This is a genomic window from Paenarthrobacter sp. GQ52 (genome assembly GCF_059759005.1).
Window position 1 is genome coordinate 110,737 of the sequence record NZ_JCAXEJ010000010.1, and the last position, 19,133, is coordinate 129,869.

The window sequence follows — 19,133 nt, forward strand, 5'->3', positions numbered from 1 at the left end:
GGGGGAAGACCTTCCAGAGGATGTACGAGGTTCCCGCTGAGCTTTTCAGCGGAAACCGAAATTGAGAGGTCGCTCTGGTTAAGACCCGGTGAACAAACCGTGCTTGTTTCGCGCCAGTACCGAGTGCACCCGGCTGAGTCGGTCCCGCCACCAGTCCTGGCGCTCCGCGGGTGCCGCATACTGCTCAAGCAGCCCGGGATCGGCCACCGTTTCGCGTAACTGGATGGCGCCGTCGTCGGCCACCAGTGGGTCCAACGTGATGTCTGAGGTGAACAGCGAAACGGTGCCAAGGCCGCAGGCATAGGGAAGGGACGGCAGGGCGGCTGCGAGCGCAAGCCCGGCACGTATGCCCACCGAGGTGTCCAACGCGGAACTCACGACGGCGGGCAGCCCGGCCTGCTCCACGATGTCCAGTGCCCGCGCTACTCCCCCAAGTGGCGCGACCTTTACCACGATGAGGTCAGCTGCCCCAGCCCGGGCGACACGCAGGGGATCGTCTTCCTTCCGAACGCTCTCGTCCGCAGCGATAAGGACTGGCGTACCGGCGGCAGCGAGGCGACGACGGACCTCGGCCAAACCCTCAATGGTGGGAACAGGTTGTTCGGCATACTCGAGTTCAACGGCGGAAAGCTTGCCCAGGGCTTCCACGGCCTGGTCAATGTCCCATCCCCCATTGGCGTCCACGCGGATGGCTGCGTTGGGAAGGGCCTCACGCACCGCGTTAACCCGGGCGATGTCGTCCCCCAGGCTCTGTCCCCGCTCAGCAACTTTGATCTTGACCGCATCCACCCTTCCAAAGCGCGCCAGCACTTCCGGGACGCGCTCCGCCGAAACGGCTGGAACCGTGGCATTGACCGGAATCTTGTCCCTGAGGGGCGTGGGGAAACCTAGCCAGCCCGCTTCCAAGGCGGCTGCGAGCCAGCGGGAGGATTCGTCGTCGTCGTATTCGGGGAAGGGACAGAACTCACCCCAACCGTGCGGTCCTCGCAAGAGGAGTGTCTCGCGCTCCATGATGCCCCGGAACTTCACGCGCATGGGCAGCGAGACTACGTGGGCGGAATCGAGGAGTTCTTCGAGGGAGGGAAGTTCAGGCATATTGCCACTGTACCGGCGGCCTCCCGCCCCCTCTGCAGGCCAATTCGGCTATGTGGAAAAGCTACTCGTTCCAATAGTTCAGCAGGCGTCCCTGCGCTTCAGCCAACTGCTCGCCGGGCAGGACAAACGAACTCTCTGGTATCCCCAACGCCTGCCAGCGCACCACCAGGGTCGTGTCCTCCTCCACCGGCAAGGGCCACAACCAATAACGACCGGTGAACTGGACATACTCGTCGTTGTTGCTCCCCCCACCGCCGCCCAAGGTTGTCAGAACAGGGCCAGTGACGTCGTCGGGCTCTTGGAAGGATGACGGCCCGTGGATGGCAGCGACAGCCTTGCGTCCGTCCGGAAAAGCGACTCCCAATTCGAGCCCCATCCTGGTGTCCAGGCTGGATCGAGGGTGGTTGTAGCTCTCCTCTACGATTTCCCGCCATTCCTGGTCCGATTCGTTCCCCCGCCGCACCGACCACACCAGGTCCAACAGGCAACCGGTGGAGTAAACCTCCACGAGTTTCAGCACCACCACCATCCGCGCGCTCTTGTGGACGAACCCGCCAACGCGCGCAATTCCGGGCAGTTCGTCCGACGGCGGCCCGTACCAACCGGGCTGGACGGGCTGCGGCTGGCGCGGCCGCGCGGGCTGCTCGGGTAGGTCGTCGAAGAAGCTCATGCTCCATCCTTACACCGCCACATGGTGACTGGGGAGAGGCTCCTGGCAAGCGAGAGCCGGCAATCGCGATATTCTCAGAACCACGACTCAAAGTGGGGGAAGAATGACTCAATCAATGCCCGGTTCGACTACGCCTGCCGGCTGGTACCCGGATCCTTCGGACCCGCGCTTCGTCCGGTGGTGGGATGGACGCGCCTGGACAGCGCACCAAGCGCCCGCTCAATTCCAGGCGCCCGGTCAGTTTCAGGCACCGGTCCCGGTGCCACGTCCTGAGCTCCGCCCGGAGACGCCGGTGTACAACCCGTTCATCTGGGCAATCACCTTGATGCCACTGGTCTCCATCCTGTTCCTTTTGACTTGGCAGCCGGAGTTCAAGATGATCACCACCCGGCAGGGGGTTACCACCATGGACCCGTTCTCCATGTACACCCCCGCTTATTTCCTGCTGATGGGTTCAAGCTTCGTGTTCTACGGACTCTCGGTGTTTTTCGCTTTCCTGGACCGTCAACGCCTGCTCAAGTCCGGCGTCGTACGTCCTTTCCACTGGGCTTGGGCCTTCCTTAGCGCGCTTGTGTACGTGATCGGCCGCTCTGTGATCGTCAACAAAGTGGTGCCCAAGCGGGGGCTGTGGCCTGTGTGGGCCACAGTCGCCGTGTTTGTTATCAGTATGGTGGTCACCGGAATCTGGATGTCCAACTTCATGCAGTCGGTGTACTCCCAACTTGGGTACTCGGTCTCGACATAACGCCCAAGGTGAACCCTCACACGCGTTAGGTAGACTGCTGACAATAGAGTACGGAAGGACTTTCCTATGAACCGCAAGGCCACCGCACTGGACGTCGCCAAAAGGGCGGGCGTCTCCAGAAGCGCGGTGTCGCTGGTTCTGAACGGGCGCGGCGATGGGAACGTGGCCAAGGAAAGCCAAGATCGAATTCGGCAAGCGGCTGAGGAGCTCAACTACTCCCCTAACGCCATCGCCCTGAGCCTGCGGAATCAACGGTCGCGGGTGATCGGCATCCTGGCCGATGAAGTAGTGGTCAGCCCCTTCGATGGCAACATCATCGGCGGTGCAGATGATGTTGCCCGAAGCCGCGGGTTCGTTACCGTCGTCATGGACACTGAGCGAGACACCGCCAGGGATGCGAGCGCCATTGAAACCCTCCTGGACCGACAGGTTGATGGGCTCATGTACGTGACCGTTGGCCTGAAACCCATCGACGTCCCGCACGGGATGCTCCGCGTCCCATCGGTCCTGGCCAACTGCTACGACAACCACGCCCAGCCTCAGTTGCATCACGTCATTCCGGACGAACTCACTGGCGGCAGGGAGGCCACGGAGCACCTTTTAGCGCTTGGCCACCGGGACATCGCGCTGCTGGGCGGGTCAGAGGATTCGCCCGCAGCCCGCTTGCGCGTTCAGGGTTACCGCGACGCGCACGCCGCGGCCGACGCCCCGATCCTTGAAGATCGGATCTTCATGGCCGGTTGGGACATCGACGCCGGATACCGCGGCACCATGAAACTGCTCGACGGCGTGTCCCCGGCTGATCGGCCCACGGCCATCATGTGCGCGAACGACCGCTTGGCAGTCGGCGTCGCCCTCGCCGCAGCGCGCCTGGGACTCAGCGTTCCCGAGGACCTGTCCATCATGGGCTACGACGACGAAAACCGGATTGCCGACACCATGGTTCCTTCTCTCACCACCATGGCACTGCCCCTCCGGGAGATCGGCCGGGCAGCTATGACCAAGTTGTTGGACGCGATCGAGGGCACAGATGCAGGAAAGGGAACCGCGGCCGAAACGATGGTCCCCTGCCGCCTGGTCACTCGCGAATCAACCGGCCCCGCGCCCACCCGCTAAGACACACGACACCCCCCGTTGCGAGGCCCACTCTGCACCCCAAAACACACCCCAAGCCTGCACAACAGGCCCCACAACACACCACACCCCCCGTTGCGAGGCCCACTCTGCACGCCAAAACACACCCCAAGCCTGCACAACAGGCCCCACAACACACGACACCCCCCCCGTTGCGAGGCCCACTCTGCACGCCAAAACACACTCCAAGCATGCACAACGGGCCTCACAACACAGGGACGACGCCGGCTTGCCGCCTACGCCGGAAGGGTCAACTCCCAGACGTCGGCAGTCGCGCCACTGGGCAAGGTGAGCTGCCATTCCTCCCCCGGAGCCGGGTAGGCCCGAAGGGTGGTGGCGACGGAACCAGAACGGTACACCTCAACAAGGGATGCATCGACGAAGATCCGCAACTCTTCGCCCGCTGCCAGGGAACCTGAGTAGACCACCTGAGCATCGGCTCCCGAACCGAGTACCAGCTCCACGGAACCGGAACCGGAACCAGCACCAGCACCAGAAGCACCGGAAGCACCCCGAACCAGAACCTCTGCGAACCCCGGAACCACAACGGAACCAGCAGCACGCGTAGCCACGGAAGCACCCCGATACGCCTCAACCTCAGGCACTGGAGATACCACCAGCGCCCCCTCAACCACCGACAAAACGCGGGGATGCGTCAACACACCCGACCACCCGGCGTCGTCGATTTCTTCCTGAGTGCGGCCACGGCGACCGTCACGTCCGGGACCTTCGTTGGCCCACCCCCACAGCAGCGCCGCAGGAGAAGTATCAGCTGAACCATAAGAGAGCTGCACGATCTGCGGCGCGTAGAAGTCGCGGCCAAGATCGGACTTCCCCCCGGAGGAAGGAGTAAACGCCGGCAATCCGGACAAGGGGTCCGCGGTGAGGGACCCGATCAGGTGCCCCACCCCGTTGGCGTGTTCGTGGTCGTCGCCCGAGAGCCACAGGGAGAACATCATGACCCACGCGGAGCCACCAGAAGACACAGGTACCTGCACCAGCTGCGGGCATTCCCAGATTTCGGCCGGCGTATGAACAGCAGCAACGGGATCGGCGGTGGTCAGCCAAATCCCCTGGTACTTCCAGTCGTCAAGGGACTCCACCGTGTACAGCAGCAAAGCCGCGCGACCATCGGCCAGGCCGGCACCTTGCATGGCGTAGCGGGCCCCGTTGAAGTGGAAGATGAAGGGATCGCGCACAGCGGTTACCAGCGGATCAGCAGGCATGGACGCAGCAACGTGCCCGTCCTGCTTCCAGGTCACCAGATCGGCCGAACCACGGGCAATCACCACCTGCGAATGACCGCCGTGGTCCTGGACACCCGAATAGCAAGCAGTCGGAACAAGACCATCCAATGTCACCACACCTGTCCAGCACCCGGCGGAGTCCGGACCGCCGGGCTGCGGTGAAAGGGCCACCGGGTATTCTTCCCAGTGCACTAAATCAGCAGAGCTCACATGCCCCCACTGGATTTGCGAGTGTCGCGCGGACAAAGGGTTGTACTGGAAGAACACGTGGTAGCGGCCGTTGATGTAGCTGATGCCGTTGGGGTCGTTGATCCAGCCCTGTGCCGGACGCGGGTGGAAGCGCGGGAACGCCGGGTCCGGGTGCGTCGCTGCCAAAGCCAGGGAGGAAGAGAGTGCAAGGTCCGTCAACGGAACCCCTTTCAAGGAAGTTACTTGCCCGTGCCTGCGGTGAGTCCGTCCTGCAGCGCGCGCTGACCGAACATGAACACCACCAGCGCGGGAATCATGGAGAGGACAACGCCGGCCAGGACCACGGAGATGCTTCCGGTGCCGAGGTTGCCTTGGAGGGAGACCAAGCCCAGTGGCAGTGTGAAGTTCTGCTCGGAGATGGTCATGATGAGTGGCCTGAAGAACTCGTTCCAGTGGAAGTTGAACGCCAGGATTCCCACGATCGCCAGTCCCGGCATGGCCAGCGGTGCGTACACGGAACGGAACGTCCGCCACGGCGAGGCGCCGTCGATGGCAGCCGCTTCTGCGAGCTCACCCGGCAACCCCATGAAGTACTGGCGCATCAGGAAGGTGCCGAACGCCGTCGGGATGGCCGGAATGATGAGTGCGAGCAATGTGTCCGAAAGCCCGACACCGCGGATCAGCATGAACACGGGAACGATCGTGACCTGCGCGGGCACCATCATGGTGGCCAGAACAATGGAGAACAGTGCGCCGCGACCCCGGAAGTTAAGGTGGGCAAAAGCGTAGCCCGCCAACGCTGCGGTGATCATCTGCCCTACGGCAATGAGGCCCGTAACGAGCGCGCTGTTCACTACCAGTGCCACGATGTTGAGCTGCTTGAACACTTGCTCGTATGAGGTCAGGTCCGGGTTCAGCGGCAGGAAGGCGGGCGGCAGCTGGAAGGATTCCGACGGCGGTCGCAGCGAGGTGGACAGCGTCCACAACACGGGGCCCAGGACAAAGACGGACGCGATCAGCAAGACGATGACGCGGACGGCCACTGACCAGTCGCGCTTCTTCCGCTTTACTACAGGCGCCGTGGTGGTGACACGTTCTTGGATGGTAGTCATGGCGGGCCTTACTGGTAGAAGACGAATCGTTTGCTGAGCCGGAACTGCGCGGCAGTGATGGCCATGATGATGAGCGTCAGGATCACGCCGATCGCCGAGGCCTGGCCGAACTCGAGGCGCTGGAATGCGGATTCGAAGATCACCATCACGGCCGTGCGTGTCGAGTCGCCGGGCCCACCGCGGGTGAGAACGTAGGGCTGGTCGAACACCTGCAGTGCGTTGATGATCGCCATGACCGAGGCCACCAGGGTGGTGGGGCTAAGCAGCGGAAGGGTGACGAACCAGTGCTTGCGCCAGCCTGTCGCACCGTCGATCGACGCGGCCTCGTATGTCTCCACCGGAATCGAGGCAAGACCCCCGATGAACAGCAGGAACGAGAACCCGAAGTTCTGCCATACGTACACAAGAATCACGACGGCGGCCGACCCGCTTGGCGTCGTCAGCCACGGAACCGCTGGGATGCCAACTATGGACAGCAGCCAGTTCACGACGCCGAATTGTTCGTTGAAGAGGTACCGCATAAAGATCGATACCGACGCCGCGGACAGGGTCAACGGGAAGAAGAAAGCCGAGCGGAAGAACACCCTGAGCCAGGCCGGGAGCTTCTCCTGCACCATGATGGCCAGGCCAAGAGCCAGTCCGAGTTGGAGGGCAACAGCCACCACCACGAACACTATGGTGTTGAGGAACGACACCCGGACGGTGGGGTCCTGGACCACCTCGGCGAAGTTGTCGAAGCCAACGAACGTCGGTGCTGAGATGATGTCCCAGCGGAAGAATGCGAGCGCGATCGAGGCGACGATCGGCAGCAGGGTGAAGATGCCCATGCCCACGATGGTCGGCGCAAGGAAGGCCCAGGGTAGCCAGCGTTGCTGCACGCGTCCGCGCTTGGAGCCTTGTTCGTTCTTGTGGGCGGCATGGCGGCGGCCCGGCTCGCTCCCCGTCCCCGTAGGTGTACTGGTTGCGGTGCTCATGGCTGCCTCCTTAGGGCCAGTTCAAGGTCGCGCTGCATGGAACTGAGGGCGTCCTTGAGTTGCCGCTCGTCACCACTGACAGCCAGGCTTACGTTTTTCATCAGGGCGGTTTCGACGGCGGCCTGCTGGGGTGGCGCTGGGATGGGACCTGTGGTGGGGAACTTGTCCAGGGTGTCGTAGAAGACCTTCCAGTTCCGCGGACCGGTTCCGGCGTAGAGCTGCTCGTTGACCATGGAGCGCCGGGCGGGTGTGGTGTTCGGCGTGGGGAACACGATCTGCATGGCTTCGCGGCTGGAGCTGAACTTCACCCATTCCCACGCGGCATCCTTATCCTTGGCGGTCTTCATGATCGCGTAGCCTGCCGTGCCGAACTGGTGGCGCTGGGTCCGCCATTTCGGGAAGAACTGGACGTCGAAGTCGTTCTCTGTCATCCCCGCCTCGTGGAGGCCTTGCACCCAGTAGCCGCCTGCCGGCGTCGTACCTATCCTGTTGGAGGCAAAGAGGCCGATCAGGGCGCTGCCGCCGCCTTCCTCCGGCCGGACACCCAATCCGTCTTTGACGAGTCCGCGGAGGTAGTCGAAGGATTCGAAGACGCGGGGATCATCGGCGTTGGGCTCGAGCCACTGGTAGCCGCCGGAGCGGAGGCTGCGCGTGGGGTCGTTGGCGTAGAAGCCGTCCCACAGCCACTCGCCGCCCGGTGACTTGGTTTCCTTGAGGAAGCTGGTGTCGTTCGCGTACAGCCACGGCACCACTCCGCCAAAGAGACGGTTGGTCCAGTAGTAAGGGGTGAAGTCAGCTGGATTGGCCTTCTTCATCGCGGCGAGTGTGCTGCGGAAGTCCGTGTGCGTCCAGTTGTCGGAGGGCCGTTCAAGGCCTGCCGAGCGGAGCGATGCGGTGTTGTAGTACATGTTGGCTGCGTTCCAGTCGATGGGGAGCTGGAACAGGCTGCCTTTGTACATGAACGCTTCCACCAAGCTGGGGTGGACGTCCTGGAAGTATTCCTTCATATGGTCGGCGTCGCGGCGCAGGTACTCATCCAGCGGGTGGGCCAGCTTCTCGGCGAAGAGCTGGGCGCCTTCCGTTGCCACGTACACCACGTCCGGCGGCGTCCCTGCGGCAACCATGGTGAGGATCTTGGTGAAGAAGTCCTTCCAGTCCACGGCCTGGATCGCCTGGACCTTGACCTTGATTTCGGGGTGGACCTTCGCGAAAGCGTCAATGACTTTCTGGCGGGCTGCGGCGTCTGCGGCGGTGCCCATGATGGCGATGCTGAGGCTGTTGTCTCCCCGGCCTGGAATGTCTGCCCCCGTCAGGCGCGGCCACGACGCCGCGGTGACTCCAACAATTCCGGCGCCGAGGGCTGTGAGGGCACTTCTACGTGTGAATTCACGCAAAGCCCTATTGGTTCCCGACATGTGGATTTCCTTCCCTAACACGTGTTAGGAAGCTTAAACCTGTGACCTAACACGCGTCAAGCGTCACAGGAATGTTGCCGACGTCTCACTAGGACCCGCCACGCTCAAGGGGTGACTCACACGAGCCGTCCAGAGAACTGTGGCAGTCTAGTCAGAATGAGTTCCCAGCAATTCCGCACCAGCGGAAGGTCGAGCACACGGCCGCTTCAAGGACGCGACGCAGGCGCCGGTAAAGGCTTCCTCTTTTGCCTCGCTACGATCGCCAGCGCCGTTGGCTTGGCCGCGACGTACTACTTCTTTGTGCGCACCACCGCAGGCCAGTTCATTGACGAGTCCGCACTGGTCGAAGCAACCGTACTGGGCGGAACAGCCGGCAGGGCCTCCACCGAATTCCTGGACATGCTTCCCATGCTCTCACTGGCCATCGCCGCGATCATGGTCCTCTTCGTGACCGTCGCCCGCCGACGCTGGACCGCAGCCGGAATCGCAGTCGCAGCATGCATCGCCGCCAACGCCGCCACGCAGATCCTCAAGCTCCTCATCCCGGACAGGCCCGACCGCGGCGTCCAGACACTTGAACTGAACTCACTCCCCTCCGGGCACACCACGTTGGCCGCCTCCGCTGCAGCTGCGGTGTTCCTCATGGTTTCGCCCCGCTGGCGTCCACTGGCAGGCTTCCTCGGCAGCACGTTCGCAGTAGCCACGGGAGTCTCCACACTCATCAACCAGTGGCATCGCCCCGCCGACGTCGTCGCTGCTTTCCTGGTGGTAGCCGCCGTCATGCTCCCCGCGGGTTGGCTCATCCTCCGCACCGGCAACAGCTGGAATGTGTGGAAGGGGTACGGCGAGCACTGGGCCGCCTCGCGACTGTGGGTCTGGCTCACTGTTGTGGCGCTTGTGATCGCCGGCTTCGTGGCGGTCTACTCGCTGCTGCAGGTGCCCGACCTCAGCACAGACAGCACCATCGACTACTTCTGGGCCGGCACCGCCTTCATCGTGATTGCCGGATACCTGTCTGCGCTCGGCGGCACGTGGCTGTTCGGCCTGGCGGCGCGCAAGGGCTAGCGCCTTTATTGCGACGGCGGCACACCCTTTCGCGCCCCGCGCACCACAAGCACGACGGCGGCGCACCCTTTCGCGCCCCGCGCACCAGTGGTTACGGGGGCGGACGGCGCTAAAGGGCGCGCAGCCCCAGGCTCCTAATCCGCCGGCCCTACCGAGTCGAAGAACTTGGGCTCCTCCGCAGGAGCAGATCCAGCACGCGACCGCGCCTGCTCATGAATGAAGTGCCGATCCTCATCCGTGAGGTGCGTGCCACCGTGGGCGTCGACACCTTCGTTCTCTCCCGTTTCCCCATTAATGATCGCTGTGACGGTCCTCGGCACAATCATGGTTCCCGGATTGTCGATGAGCCACTGCTGCGTGTCCGGTGAGAGCTGGTCCCAAAATTCTTTGATGTGCATAACAATCAGCACTGCCCTTCATTGGTGGGGGTGGATTCATGAAATGCGCCGCGTGAAACCTCGAAGGATCGTGAGTGCGGTCCTCTCCAAGGCTACGCCCGGCCATGCCGATCCTGACCCGTAAGTTCCAACGTTTCTGAGGATTACGTCGACTGGCCGCTCTCCATGGGTTACAGTTATTCCAATCGATGGACAAACAGCGGCTAATCCCAGGAGCTCCCATGTCATCTACCCTCAGATCCGCCTCGCACCGAAGTGATGCCCAAAGTCTCGCCGTCCCGGCCTCCCGCGATTTGGTGGTCGACTTCATCCGCGTCGCCTGCATGTTTGCCGTTGTTGCCGTTCATTTGCTCATGATGGGGATCAGCGTGGACGAGTCCGGCATCGGCGTGGGCAATCCCCTTACATCCCTGAGCTGGTTTGCCCAAGGGACATGGTTCGGCCAGGTCATGCCGCTCTTCTTCGTGGTGGGCGGCTTTGCTTCGCTCACGTCGTGGCGCAGCCTGCAACGCAAGGGCGGTGACGCCGGCGACTACCTCAGGAACCGGGTCCTGCGACTGGTCCGACCCACGGTCGCCCTTTACATCTTCCTCGCCATTGCGCTGTGGAGTGCGACGGCGGCTGGTGTCCCCGCTGATCTGCTCGCCGTTATCGCTGCGGGCGCCGGCGTGCAGCTGTGGTTCCTGGCCGCGTACCTGATCTGCCAGGCCATGGTTCCTACGATGGCCAGGTTTCACGAGGCAGCGCCCTACCGAACCATCGCAGCACTGGCTGCGGGCGCCGTCGTCGTTGATGTTCTTCGCTTGGGCTTGGAGCGCAACCCGTGGGGCTTCGATTCGAACCCGATCGGCCTGCTGAATATGGTGTTCGTTTGGGGACTTCTGCAGCAGCTGGGGTTTTTCTACGCCGACGGCTTCTTTGACCGCTTCGCCAAGTGGAAGCTCGTTCTTGCCGCTGGCGGCTGCTACGCCGTGATGGTTCCGCTGACACACGCCGGTCCCTACCCCGTGGACATGCTGACCAGCCAAAACCCGCCCATGTTCCCGCTGATCCTGGTGGGACTGGCCCACATTCTTTTGGTGAAAGCCGTGTATCCGGTGCTGCAGCGATGCGTGGGCGTCGGCTGGGTGCAGAAGGTGATGTTCGTGGTGGGTAGCCGGGCAATGACCATTTACCTGTGGCACCTGCCGTTGATCATCGCAATGTTTGGGATTGCACTGGTCCTTCGCCTGCCGTTCCCCGAGCCCGCCAGCACCGAGTGGTGGCTCAGCCGGCCACTGTTTTATGTGGCCGCGTGGGCGATGGTGCTGCTGGTTTCCACCCCTCTGGTCCGACTGGAGCTCGCAAGCACTGCGCTGGCCCCTGGTGCGGTCCGGCCCGCCATGTGGCGCATCGTTGCCGGAACTGTCCTGGCCATCATCCCGCCGTTCGTGGTGATGAGGTCGGCGCTTGACGTCGTGAATGCTACGTGGGGGCTGGTGCTGCTGGTGATCGCCGTGGCTCTGGTGTCCGGCAAGGTTCCGGACAGGGCGTGGAAGACTCCGCGGATTCTCTCAACGGGATCCGTGGCTTCCTGACCTTCTTGGAAAACCAAACGGCCGCCGAACAACCTGATCAGGTTGTTCGGCGGCCGTCGTTGGTTCAAAGAGGGTCACTAAGCAGCGACCTCAACGAGCAGCTATGGCATGCGGTACAGGAACGCTGCCATAGCATCGCGGTTGATGGGTGAAAGCGGTTTGTAGCTGCGTGAGCCATTGGCTTCCAGCCAGCCTGTGGAGATTTCCATCTCCAGCATCCAAGCCATTTCCTTGTAGAACTGCTGCGTGGTGAGCACATCGTGGAACGGTGATGTAGCGGGTTCCTGGAAGTCCGGCTTCTCAGCCAAGCGGTAGAGGAATGCCGCCATGGCATCGCGGTTGATCGGCGTCAGGGGCCTGTAGGTCTTGGAGCCGTCGCCCTCGGTCCAACCGGAGGAGATTCCCTTTTCTGCCAGCCAGGCCATCTCTTTGTAGAACTGCTGGGTGGTGGATACGTCCTTGAACGGGGACTGAGCCGGTGCGGTGTAATCCGGGGAACCAGCGATGCGGTACAGGAAGGCTGCCATGGCATCGCGGTTGATCGCGGTCAGTGGGCGGTAGGTGACAGAGTTGTCCGCCTCAACCCAACCCTTGGAGATTCCAGCGTCAGCCATCCATGCCATTTCCCGGTAGAACTGCTGAGTTGTCAGCACATCCTTGAAGGGCGATACAGCGGGAGGCACAAAGTCCGGGCCCTTGGCGCTGAAGCGTTCCGTCCACTCCACAGTCGAACCTGCTTTGAGCACGAAACCATCCTTGGCCGCTGCTGTGACCGTGACCCGGCCTGTTGCTGGATGGGTTCCCGGCATAGCTACTTCACCGGCGATTCGATACTCGACACCCTCCGTTTCAGGGATGGTGTAGGTGTCCTGGTCGGTAAGCGGAGCGTCCACGAACTCGGCAGCCCCGGGGGTTACAGCCTTGTCAGCCGGCAGGACTGCAGCAGTGGCTTCGCTGGTCAAGGACACAGTGGTGTGGCCAAGTTTGGTGCCTGTCACCGTCACAGTGATCGTCGCACCGATATCAGTCTCCGTGATGCTGTACTCGGAACCTGTGGCTCCGGCAATCGGATCCTCGTTACGCTTCCATTCGTATGCGAGGGCTACCGGAGCCGGCCCCCAGGGCTGCACGTCTGCTTTCAAGACACTGCCGACGTAGGCTGGGCCAGTGATCTTCGGGGCTACGGAGTAGATATCCGCAGGCGTGATGGGGGCAGTAGGGGCTGAGGTTGCCGGCACGCTCGCGGCATACGTCTTCGCTCCGGTTACCCTCACCGAGATGACTGCGTTTGCGTCTTCGGGGGCAAGCACGTACTGGTCAAGCCTCTGGTAGGGAATGGGCTCCCCGTTGCGCAGCCATTGGTAGCTCTTGAGTACCTGGCCTGGGCTCCAGTATCCCGGATTGGCGGTCAGCATCGCGCCCACCTTGGTCTGACCATAGATGGTGGGCGTTCCTGGAATAATGGGCGCTACATCTTCAGCGAGCATCTTGAGGGCCTTGCCAGCGTCCACAAAACCGGCCCCGCAGTTACAGTTGTAGACCGGCCGGGCTGTCTCCTTCATACGCTGTTCGATGTCGGCGGGGGTCAGCGCGGGCAGCTTGGAGTACATCATCGCGGCCACCGCAGCTACATGCGGGGCAGCCATGGAGGTGCCTTCTTTGAGGAAGTAGTCCTCGGTTGTGGCAATGTCCTGGCCATTGTTCAGCGTAGACACGATGCCGTCGGCACCGGAAAACCTCATGTCGCCACCCGGCGCAGCAACATCCACGTTCACGCCGAAGTTGGAGTAATAGGCCTTGTTGCCGTCCTTCTTAGTTGCTCCAACAACCAGAACGTTTTTGCAGTTGGCCGGCCTGACCTGCGATGCGTCAATGTTCTCGTTGCCTGCAGCGACTACTACGGAAGCACCCTTGCCGCGGGCAAAATCTGTTGCATTCTGGTACGAGGCCGGGCAAACTCCGCGGCCGCCGAGGCTGAGGTTGATAACGCGTGCGGGATTGGCGTTTGCAGGGACTCCGGCAACAGTTCCGCCAGCGGCCCAGACGATCGCGTCGGCGATGTCTGAAATGTAGCCGCCGCAGATACCCAGTGCTCGAACCGGGACAATCTTTGCCTTGGGGGCCACCCCGGCAACTCCCTTGCCATTCCCGGCAACGGCACCAATAATTCCTGCTACATGCGTTCCGTGCCACGAGGACGCTTCAGAAGGCCAGCCCACGCCGCACTGTTCGTAGTACGACCCGTCGCCTTCATCACGTGGGTTTGAGTCACGGCCGTTACCGTCGCGGGCAATTTCCGGTTCGCTGATCATGTCGTAGCCGGGAAGGACGTTCGCGTTCAGGTCGCTGTGGTTCAGGATGCCGCTGTCGATAACCGCAACAACGCTCCCCTCACCCTGGCTTACATCCCACGCACCAAGTACGCCCATGCCACCGTTACCTGTGCCGTGCGCCCACTGGAGGTTGTAATAGGTGTCATTAGGCGAGGTAGCAAACGGCCTCATGATGGAGTCAGGCTCGGCGTACTCAACGCTCGGGTCAGCCGCCAAAGTGGAAACGAGCTCGCTGGCTTCTGCCGCACCGAGTTTCCGATCGGTCTTGACCACTTCTTCACCGGTGGCCATGGTGCGCACGGATTCAACAGGTACGCCCACGGCACTGGCCGCCCGGCCGAACGACGACTTCCGGTCGGCCGATTGAATGCCGTCCCGTTCTTTGAACTTCACGATGAACTGATCCGTGGGAATTTCCTCGGAGCTGGTGGACATCGTTTTAGGTGCGGCACTCGGCATAGGCGCCGGTGTTTCATCCGCTACGGCCGGGAGTGCCGGAAGGGCGGCACCAACCAGGGCGATAACGCCCGCAACAATTACTTGAGAGCGCACACTGGCTCTCCGTCGGATCTGCATAAAACAGCGCCCTCTACTATGACGCCCCCAAGAGCGCGAAAAAATGGCCGCGAGAGTGCGGCCAGCATGAGTTTAGCCACAGTTTGGACTTTCCTGCGAATTCCCTGTGAGTCTGGGAGGTCGCTTCAAAAAGGGCAGGGGCGAGCTGCAGAAGTTCTGCAACCCGCCCCGGTTGATTTTCGCTTGTTCTTCGCGATCGTGCGCTATGGCATCCGGTACAGGAAAGCAGCCATGGCATCGCGGTTGACGGGCGACAGCGGCTTGTAAAGGCTGACATACGCGTCCCTCCAGCCGGAAGAGATACCCGATTCGTACATCCAAGCCATCTCCTTGTAGAACTGCTGACTCGCGCTTACGTCGTTGAAGGGCAGCCACGGCGGGGCCACGTAGTCAGGCTTGTTTGCCAGGCGGTAGAGGAATGCTGCCATGGCGTCACGGTTGATAGGGGTCAACGGCTTGTACAAACGCGCACCGTTCTCCGTCCACCCGGACGAAATGCCGGTCTCAGCCAACCATGCCATTTCCTTGTAGAACTGCTGGGTGGTCCGCACGTCTTTGAATGGCGACTGGGCAGGCGGTGTGTACTCCGGCGAACCAGCCATGCGGTAGAGGAATGCTGCCATGGCGTCACGATTAATCTGTGCCAGAGGCCGGTACGTGACCGACTTGTCTGCCTCAACCCACCCCGTGGATATTTTGCGGTCAGCCATCCACGACATTTCCTTGTAGAACTGCTGTGTCGTCAGGACATCCTTGAAAGGTGAAACGGCTGGAGCCACGAATTCCGGGCCTTTGGTACTGAAGAATGTGATCCACTGGGCAGCTGCATCTCGTGCCAGGGCGTACCCGGCGTGCAGCATTGCTGTCACCTTCACCTGTCCCCGTGCCGGGTATGTGCCCGCAGGAACGGTCACGCCGTTAATCTGATAGTCCACGCCATCTGTGGCCGGAACGGTGTACTTGTCATCAACCATGTACGGAGCCTCGGCGAAAACAACCGGTGCTGGAGAGACTGCTTTATCGGCGGTAACTACAACGGCAGTCGGCTTTGTGCTCTTGGAGACCGTACCGTAAGCCAGCTTCGTACCAGTGACCGTCGCGGTTAGCGTCTTTCCTGCATCTGGGTCGGAAGGGGTGTATATGGGCTCAGTGGCGTCGGCAATCAAAGTTCCTGCCCGATACCACTGATACGAGAGTTCCACCGGTTCCGGCCCCCACGTACCAGGGTCAACCGTCAAAGCGTTCCCGACATAAGCTGACCCGCTGAGAGTGGGCTCAACAGCCGACAGCAACCCGGGCTTGACCGCGGCCGTTGGGACGGACGTGGCAGAGGCCGTCGGTGTGAAATTCATCTTTGCGGTCACAGTCACAGTGATTGCCGTGCCCAGATCCTCCGGCGCCAACGTATATGAATAGTCCGTAGCAGACGGAATATCAATGCCGTTACGTTTCCATTGGCGGGACCATTGAGCCAGGGAGTTGTACGTCCAGTTCCCGTAGTCCACGGTGACAGTCCGGCCCACAACGGGCTCACCCTTAATGCTGGGTTTACCAGCGGTGATGACTAAAGCTTCCTCTTCAACGTTACGGAGTGCACCCGTCGCATTGATAAGCCCCGCGCCGCAGACATTGCAACTGGGTGCCGATGCTGTTGCCTTCAGTTTTTGTTCCACCGCCGCGGGTGTCAGAGCAGGCAGTTCCGATAGCATCATGGCGGCAACACCGGCTACGTGCGGGGCCGCCATGGACGTTCCCGACTTGATGTAATAGTCCTCAGTTGTGGCACGATCCGTGCCGTTGTTGAGGGTTGATACGATTCCGTCGAGCACGTCATAGCGCATGTCCCCGCCGGGCGCGGTGACATCGATGGCCGCTCCGTAGTTTGAGTAGTACGCCTTGGTGTTAGTCCGGGTGCTCGCACCAACGGCAATGACGTCCTGGCAATTTGCTGGGCTGGCTTGCGAGGCATCGATTCCCTCGTTGCCTGCGGCCACCACAACAACGGCTCCCTTGTCACGGGCAACCTGGAGGGCATCCTGAAAGACTGCCGGGCATGTGGCTACCGTACCGATACTGATGTTGACTGTCCGGGCAGGGTTGGCATTGGCCGGGACCCCAGGCACTGTTCCGCCAACGGCCCAAATCACGCTATCTGCAATGTCTGACGCATATCCTCCACAGGTGCCAATGGCGCGAACAGGTACAACCTTGGCTTTAGGGGCTACACCCGCCACCCCTTTTCCGTTTCCAGCAACGGCCGCAATAATTCCCGCCACATGAGTACCGTGCCAGGAAGAAGAAGAGGCGGGCTCACCCGCAGCACACTGGCCGGCGGATGTAGCATCACCCTCGTCGCGGGGATTTGAGTCACGACCATTGCCGTCTCGTGCTACCCCGCTGTCACTGATCATGTCGTATCCGGGCAGGACGTTGGCGTTCAGATCGCTGTGGCTCAGAATTCCGCTGTCGATGACCGCCACGACACTTCCCTGCCCCTGGTTGATGTCCCAGGCGATGGGCATGAGTATGCCACCTTGGTTGTGGGCCAGACCCCACTGGTAAGTGAAGTAAGTGTCATTGAACCAAGTCTCTTGCGTGCGCATGATGACGTCCGGCTCCGCGTATTCCACGTTCGGATCCGTCGACATGGCGGCAACAAGCTGGTTGGCTTCCTCTGTGCCAAGCCTTCGCTCTGTCTTGATCACGTCTTCACCTGTGGCGGTGGTTCGGACGGCTTGAACAGGAACGCCCGCTGCCCTGGCTGCACGCCCGAAGGACGCTTGGCGGTCCGCCGACTGGATTCCGTCCCGATCCTTGAACTTAACAATGAACTGGTCTGTGGGAACAACACCGGTCCCCGTCGGCGTGGGTTCCGCCGCGGCACTCGGCAATGGAGCCGGTACCTCATCCGCGACGGCCGGGAGCGCCGGCAGGGCGGCTCCCACCATTGCGATAATGCCGGCAAAAATTACTTGAGAGCGCATGCGGGCTCTCCGTCGGATCTGCATAAGACAGCGCCCTCTGCTCAAACGCCCCCAAGAGCGCGGAAAATGGCCGCGAGACTGCGGCCAGCATGAGTTTAGCCACACTTTGGACTTTCCTGCGAATTCCCTGGGAGTCTTCCGGCGCTTGGGGCTAGTCCACCCCAAAAAAGCTAATAGTTACGCCGGTGCTTCAGGCGTGGAATTGCGACGGCGAACACCACTGCCGCTGCGAAGCCCAGTACACCTGTGGCCCAGATACCCGCCGACAACGAGATTGCAGCCGTCAGCGCGGACAACAGCACGGGTCCACCCGTCGCACCGGAGTCGGCCATGAATCGCCAAATGCCCAGGAAGTGACTCCGCCCGTTATCCGGCGAGAAGTCAGCTCCCAGCGTCATGATGAGCCCTGAGCTGATCCCATTGCCGAAACCGATCAGCAAGGCAACCAGGAGAAGAGGGACGAACCCGGCCGACAACGGCACCAGGATTAAGGCAGTCCCCATGATCACAGTGGACGGGATGGCCACCCATTGCCGCCCCTTCTTATCCATGAGCTTCCCGGCAGGGTAGAACACCAGCATGTCGATTGCCCCGGACAAGCCGAAGATCAACGAAGCGTGGGTGGCATCAAGTCCCAGATGGTCCGCCCACAGCGGGATCACCACCTGTCGCGAAGCACGCAACGCACTCAGCAGGAGGATGCCGAAGCCGACCGTCAGGAACACTCCGGCATGGGAAACCGCGACGCTCCGCAAGGTGGACGCGGGAGGTGGCGGACCGCCGTCGGCCGCTTTTGGGGCGACCAGATCCGGGATGGTGAGCGACAAGGCAGCGGCAGCCATCATGCCACCGAAGCCCACCCAGTACGCGCCGCTGATTCCGGCGAACTGCATCACGCCGGCGCCCACGAATGGCCCGATGAAGAGGCCGATCCTGGTGACGCCGCCCAGGGTCGAGAGGGCTCGAGCGCGGAACATGACAGGGACGGCCTCGGTAAGAAATTTTTGCCGAGCGAGGTTGAAGACGCTGGCGGACATACCCACCAGGGTCATGGAGGCGGCCAACAGCCAAAGTCCGTGTTCCATTTGCGGTGCGAAGGCTGCCGCGCCGAGGGCGATCGCGCCTACAGCACCGGCTCCGACGATCGACCACCGTTCGCCGAACTTCTCAGTGAGGATCGACGCCGGGATATTGAAGAACCAAGAACCCAGACCGATCAGCGTCACGATCAACGCCGATACCGCCACCGATGCGCCGAGGTCGCGGGCGGAGAGCGCGATGACCGGCAGGACAGCCCCCTCACCGAGACAGAAAAGCACTGCTGGCCCGAATGCCGGTAGCGCGACGCTGCGGAGGCTGAAGTTTTTGTCTGCTTGGGTGGTGGTCATCCCTTTCATCCTATGACCGTCCTTGGCGGGCCGAGGGGCCACATTACGTTTCGCACTCCCGCTCGGGGCTGCTGCGCATCCGTTGCCGCCCGGCGCTCCCCTTCGTGGTCAGCCCCGCACCACTTCACGCCAATCGCACCAGAGGTAAGAGGGTCGATCGGCGGGTACGGGTGCGATCGAGCCCGGCTGGCTGGCACGCACCGTTTTCCGCGCTGCGCACCCGTTGCCGCC

The 19,133-nt window shown here is 62.0% G+C and carries 14 protein-coding genes; 4 read left to right on the forward strand and 10 right to left on the reverse strand.

Translation table 11 applies throughout. The features are described from left to right. Nucleotides 1-78: 78 nt before the first annotated feature. Together AC6CH8_RS14495 and AC6CH8_RS14500 are read right to left on the reverse strand one after the other, a co-directional pair. The gene (locus AC6CH8_RS14495) at nt 79-1,095 is read right to left on the reverse strand and encodes an o-succinylbenzoate synthase (RefSeq protein WP_498191272.1); all 1,017 of its coding nucleotides are present in this window, start codon (nt 1,093-1,095) and stop codon (nt 79-81) included. A 61-nt stretch (nt 1,096-1,156) separates the two neighbouring features. Further along, nucleotides 1,157-1,765 carry a hypothetical protein gene (locus tag AC6CH8_RS14500; RefSeq protein ID WP_420178710.1) on the reverse strand — a complete coding sequence of 203 codons (609 nt, stop codon included), beginning with the start codon at nt 1,763-1,765 and terminating at the stop codon, nt 1,157-1,159. Nucleotides 1,766-1,868: 103 nt separating this feature from the next. Between AC6CH8_RS14500 and AC6CH8_RS14505 the strand changes: the two genes are divergently transcribed. After that, a complete protein-coding gene (locus AC6CH8_RS14505; RefSeq protein ID WP_498191273.1) occupies nt 1,869-2,510 on the forward strand; it encodes a DUF2510 domain-containing protein in 642 nt (213 codons plus the stop codon). 66 nt (nt 2,511-2,576) lie between these two features. Continuing rightward, complete coding sequence (locus AC6CH8_RS14510) at nt 2,577-3,626, forward strand: LacI family DNA-binding transcriptional regulator (RefSeq protein ID WP_498191274.1); 1,050 nt, start codon at nt 2,577-2,579, stop codon at nt 3,624-3,626. Between the two features lie 254 nt (nt 3,627-3,880). Here AC6CH8_RS14510 and AC6CH8_RS14515 read toward each other — a convergent pair whose 3' ends face one another. The 4 genes from AC6CH8_RS14515 to AC6CH8_RS14530 are packed head-to-tail and all read right to left on the reverse strand — an operon-like array spanning nt 3,881 to nt 8,581. Continuing rightward, on the reverse strand, nt 3,881-5,299 hold the full coding sequence (locus tag AC6CH8_RS14515; protein WP_498191275.1) for a glycoside hydrolase family 32 protein: 1,419 nt from the start codon (nt 5,297-5,299) through the stop codon (nt 3,881-3,883). 20 nt (nt 5,300-5,319) lie between these two features. Next, nucleotides 5,320-6,192 carry a carbohydrate ABC transporter permease gene (locus tag AC6CH8_RS14520; RefSeq protein WP_178997413.1) on the reverse strand — a complete coding sequence of 291 codons (873 nt, stop codon included), beginning with the start codon at nt 6,190-6,192 and terminating at the stop codon, nt 5,320-5,322. Between the two features lie 8 nt (nt 6,193-6,200). Next, nucleotides 6,201-7,166 (reverse strand): carbohydrate ABC transporter permease, encoded by a 966-nt coding sequence (locus tag AC6CH8_RS14525; protein ID WP_498191276.1) that lies wholly within the window; start codon nt 7,164-7,166, stop codon nt 6,201-6,203. Next, nucleotides 7,163-8,581: an extracellular solute-binding protein gene (locus tag AC6CH8_RS14530; protein WP_498191277.1), complete on the reverse strand. Its 1,419-nt coding sequence runs from the start codon at nt 8,579-8,581 to the stop codon at nt 7,163-7,165. Before AC6CH8_RS14530 ends, AC6CH8_RS14525 begins: the two co-directional genes overlap by 4 nt. Before the next feature lie 156 nt (nt 8,582-8,737). Between AC6CH8_RS14530 and AC6CH8_RS14535 the strand changes: the two genes are divergently transcribed. Continuing rightward, complete coding sequence (locus AC6CH8_RS14535; RefSeq protein ID WP_498191278.1) at nt 8,738-9,646, forward strand: phosphatase PAP2 family protein; 909 nt, start codon at nt 8,738-8,740, stop codon at nt 9,644-9,646. Nucleotides 9,647-9,780: 134 nt separating this feature from the next. Here the strand turns inward: AC6CH8_RS14535 and AC6CH8_RS14540 are convergent, their stop codons facing one another. Next, entirely contained in the window at nt 9,781-10,056 is a 276-nt protein-coding gene (locus AC6CH8_RS14540) for a hypothetical protein (RefSeq protein ID WP_420178715.1), read from the reverse strand. A 209-nt stretch (nt 10,057-10,265) separates the two neighbouring features. Between AC6CH8_RS14540 and AC6CH8_RS14545 the strand changes: the two genes are divergently transcribed. After that, nucleotides 10,266-11,621: an acyltransferase family protein gene (locus tag AC6CH8_RS14545; protein WP_498191279.1), complete on the forward strand. Its 1,356-nt coding sequence runs from the start codon at nt 10,266-10,268 to the stop codon at nt 11,619-11,621. A 101-nt stretch (nt 11,622-11,722) separates the two neighbouring features. Here AC6CH8_RS14545 and AC6CH8_RS14550 read toward each other — a convergent pair whose 3' ends face one another. The 3 genes from AC6CH8_RS14550 to AC6CH8_RS14560 form a co-directional block, all read right to left on the reverse strand. Then, complete coding sequence (locus AC6CH8_RS14550) at nt 11,723-14,530, reverse strand: S8 family serine peptidase (RefSeq protein ID WP_498191280.1); 2,808 nt, start codon at nt 14,528-14,530, stop codon at nt 11,723-11,725. Nucleotides 14,531-14,733: 203 nt separating this feature from the next. Next, the gene (locus tag AC6CH8_RS14555) at nt 14,734-17,514 is read right to left on the reverse strand and encodes a S8 family serine peptidase (RefSeq protein ID WP_498191281.1); all 2,781 of its coding nucleotides are present in this window, start codon (nt 17,512-17,514) and stop codon (nt 14,734-14,736) included. 170 nt (nt 17,515-17,684) lie between these two features. Further along, nucleotides 17,685-18,902: an MFS transporter gene (locus AC6CH8_RS14560; protein WP_498191282.1), complete on the reverse strand. Its 1,218-nt coding sequence runs from the start codon at nt 18,900-18,902 to the stop codon at nt 17,685-17,687. Between the last annotated feature and the right edge of the window lie 231 nt (nt 18,903-19,133).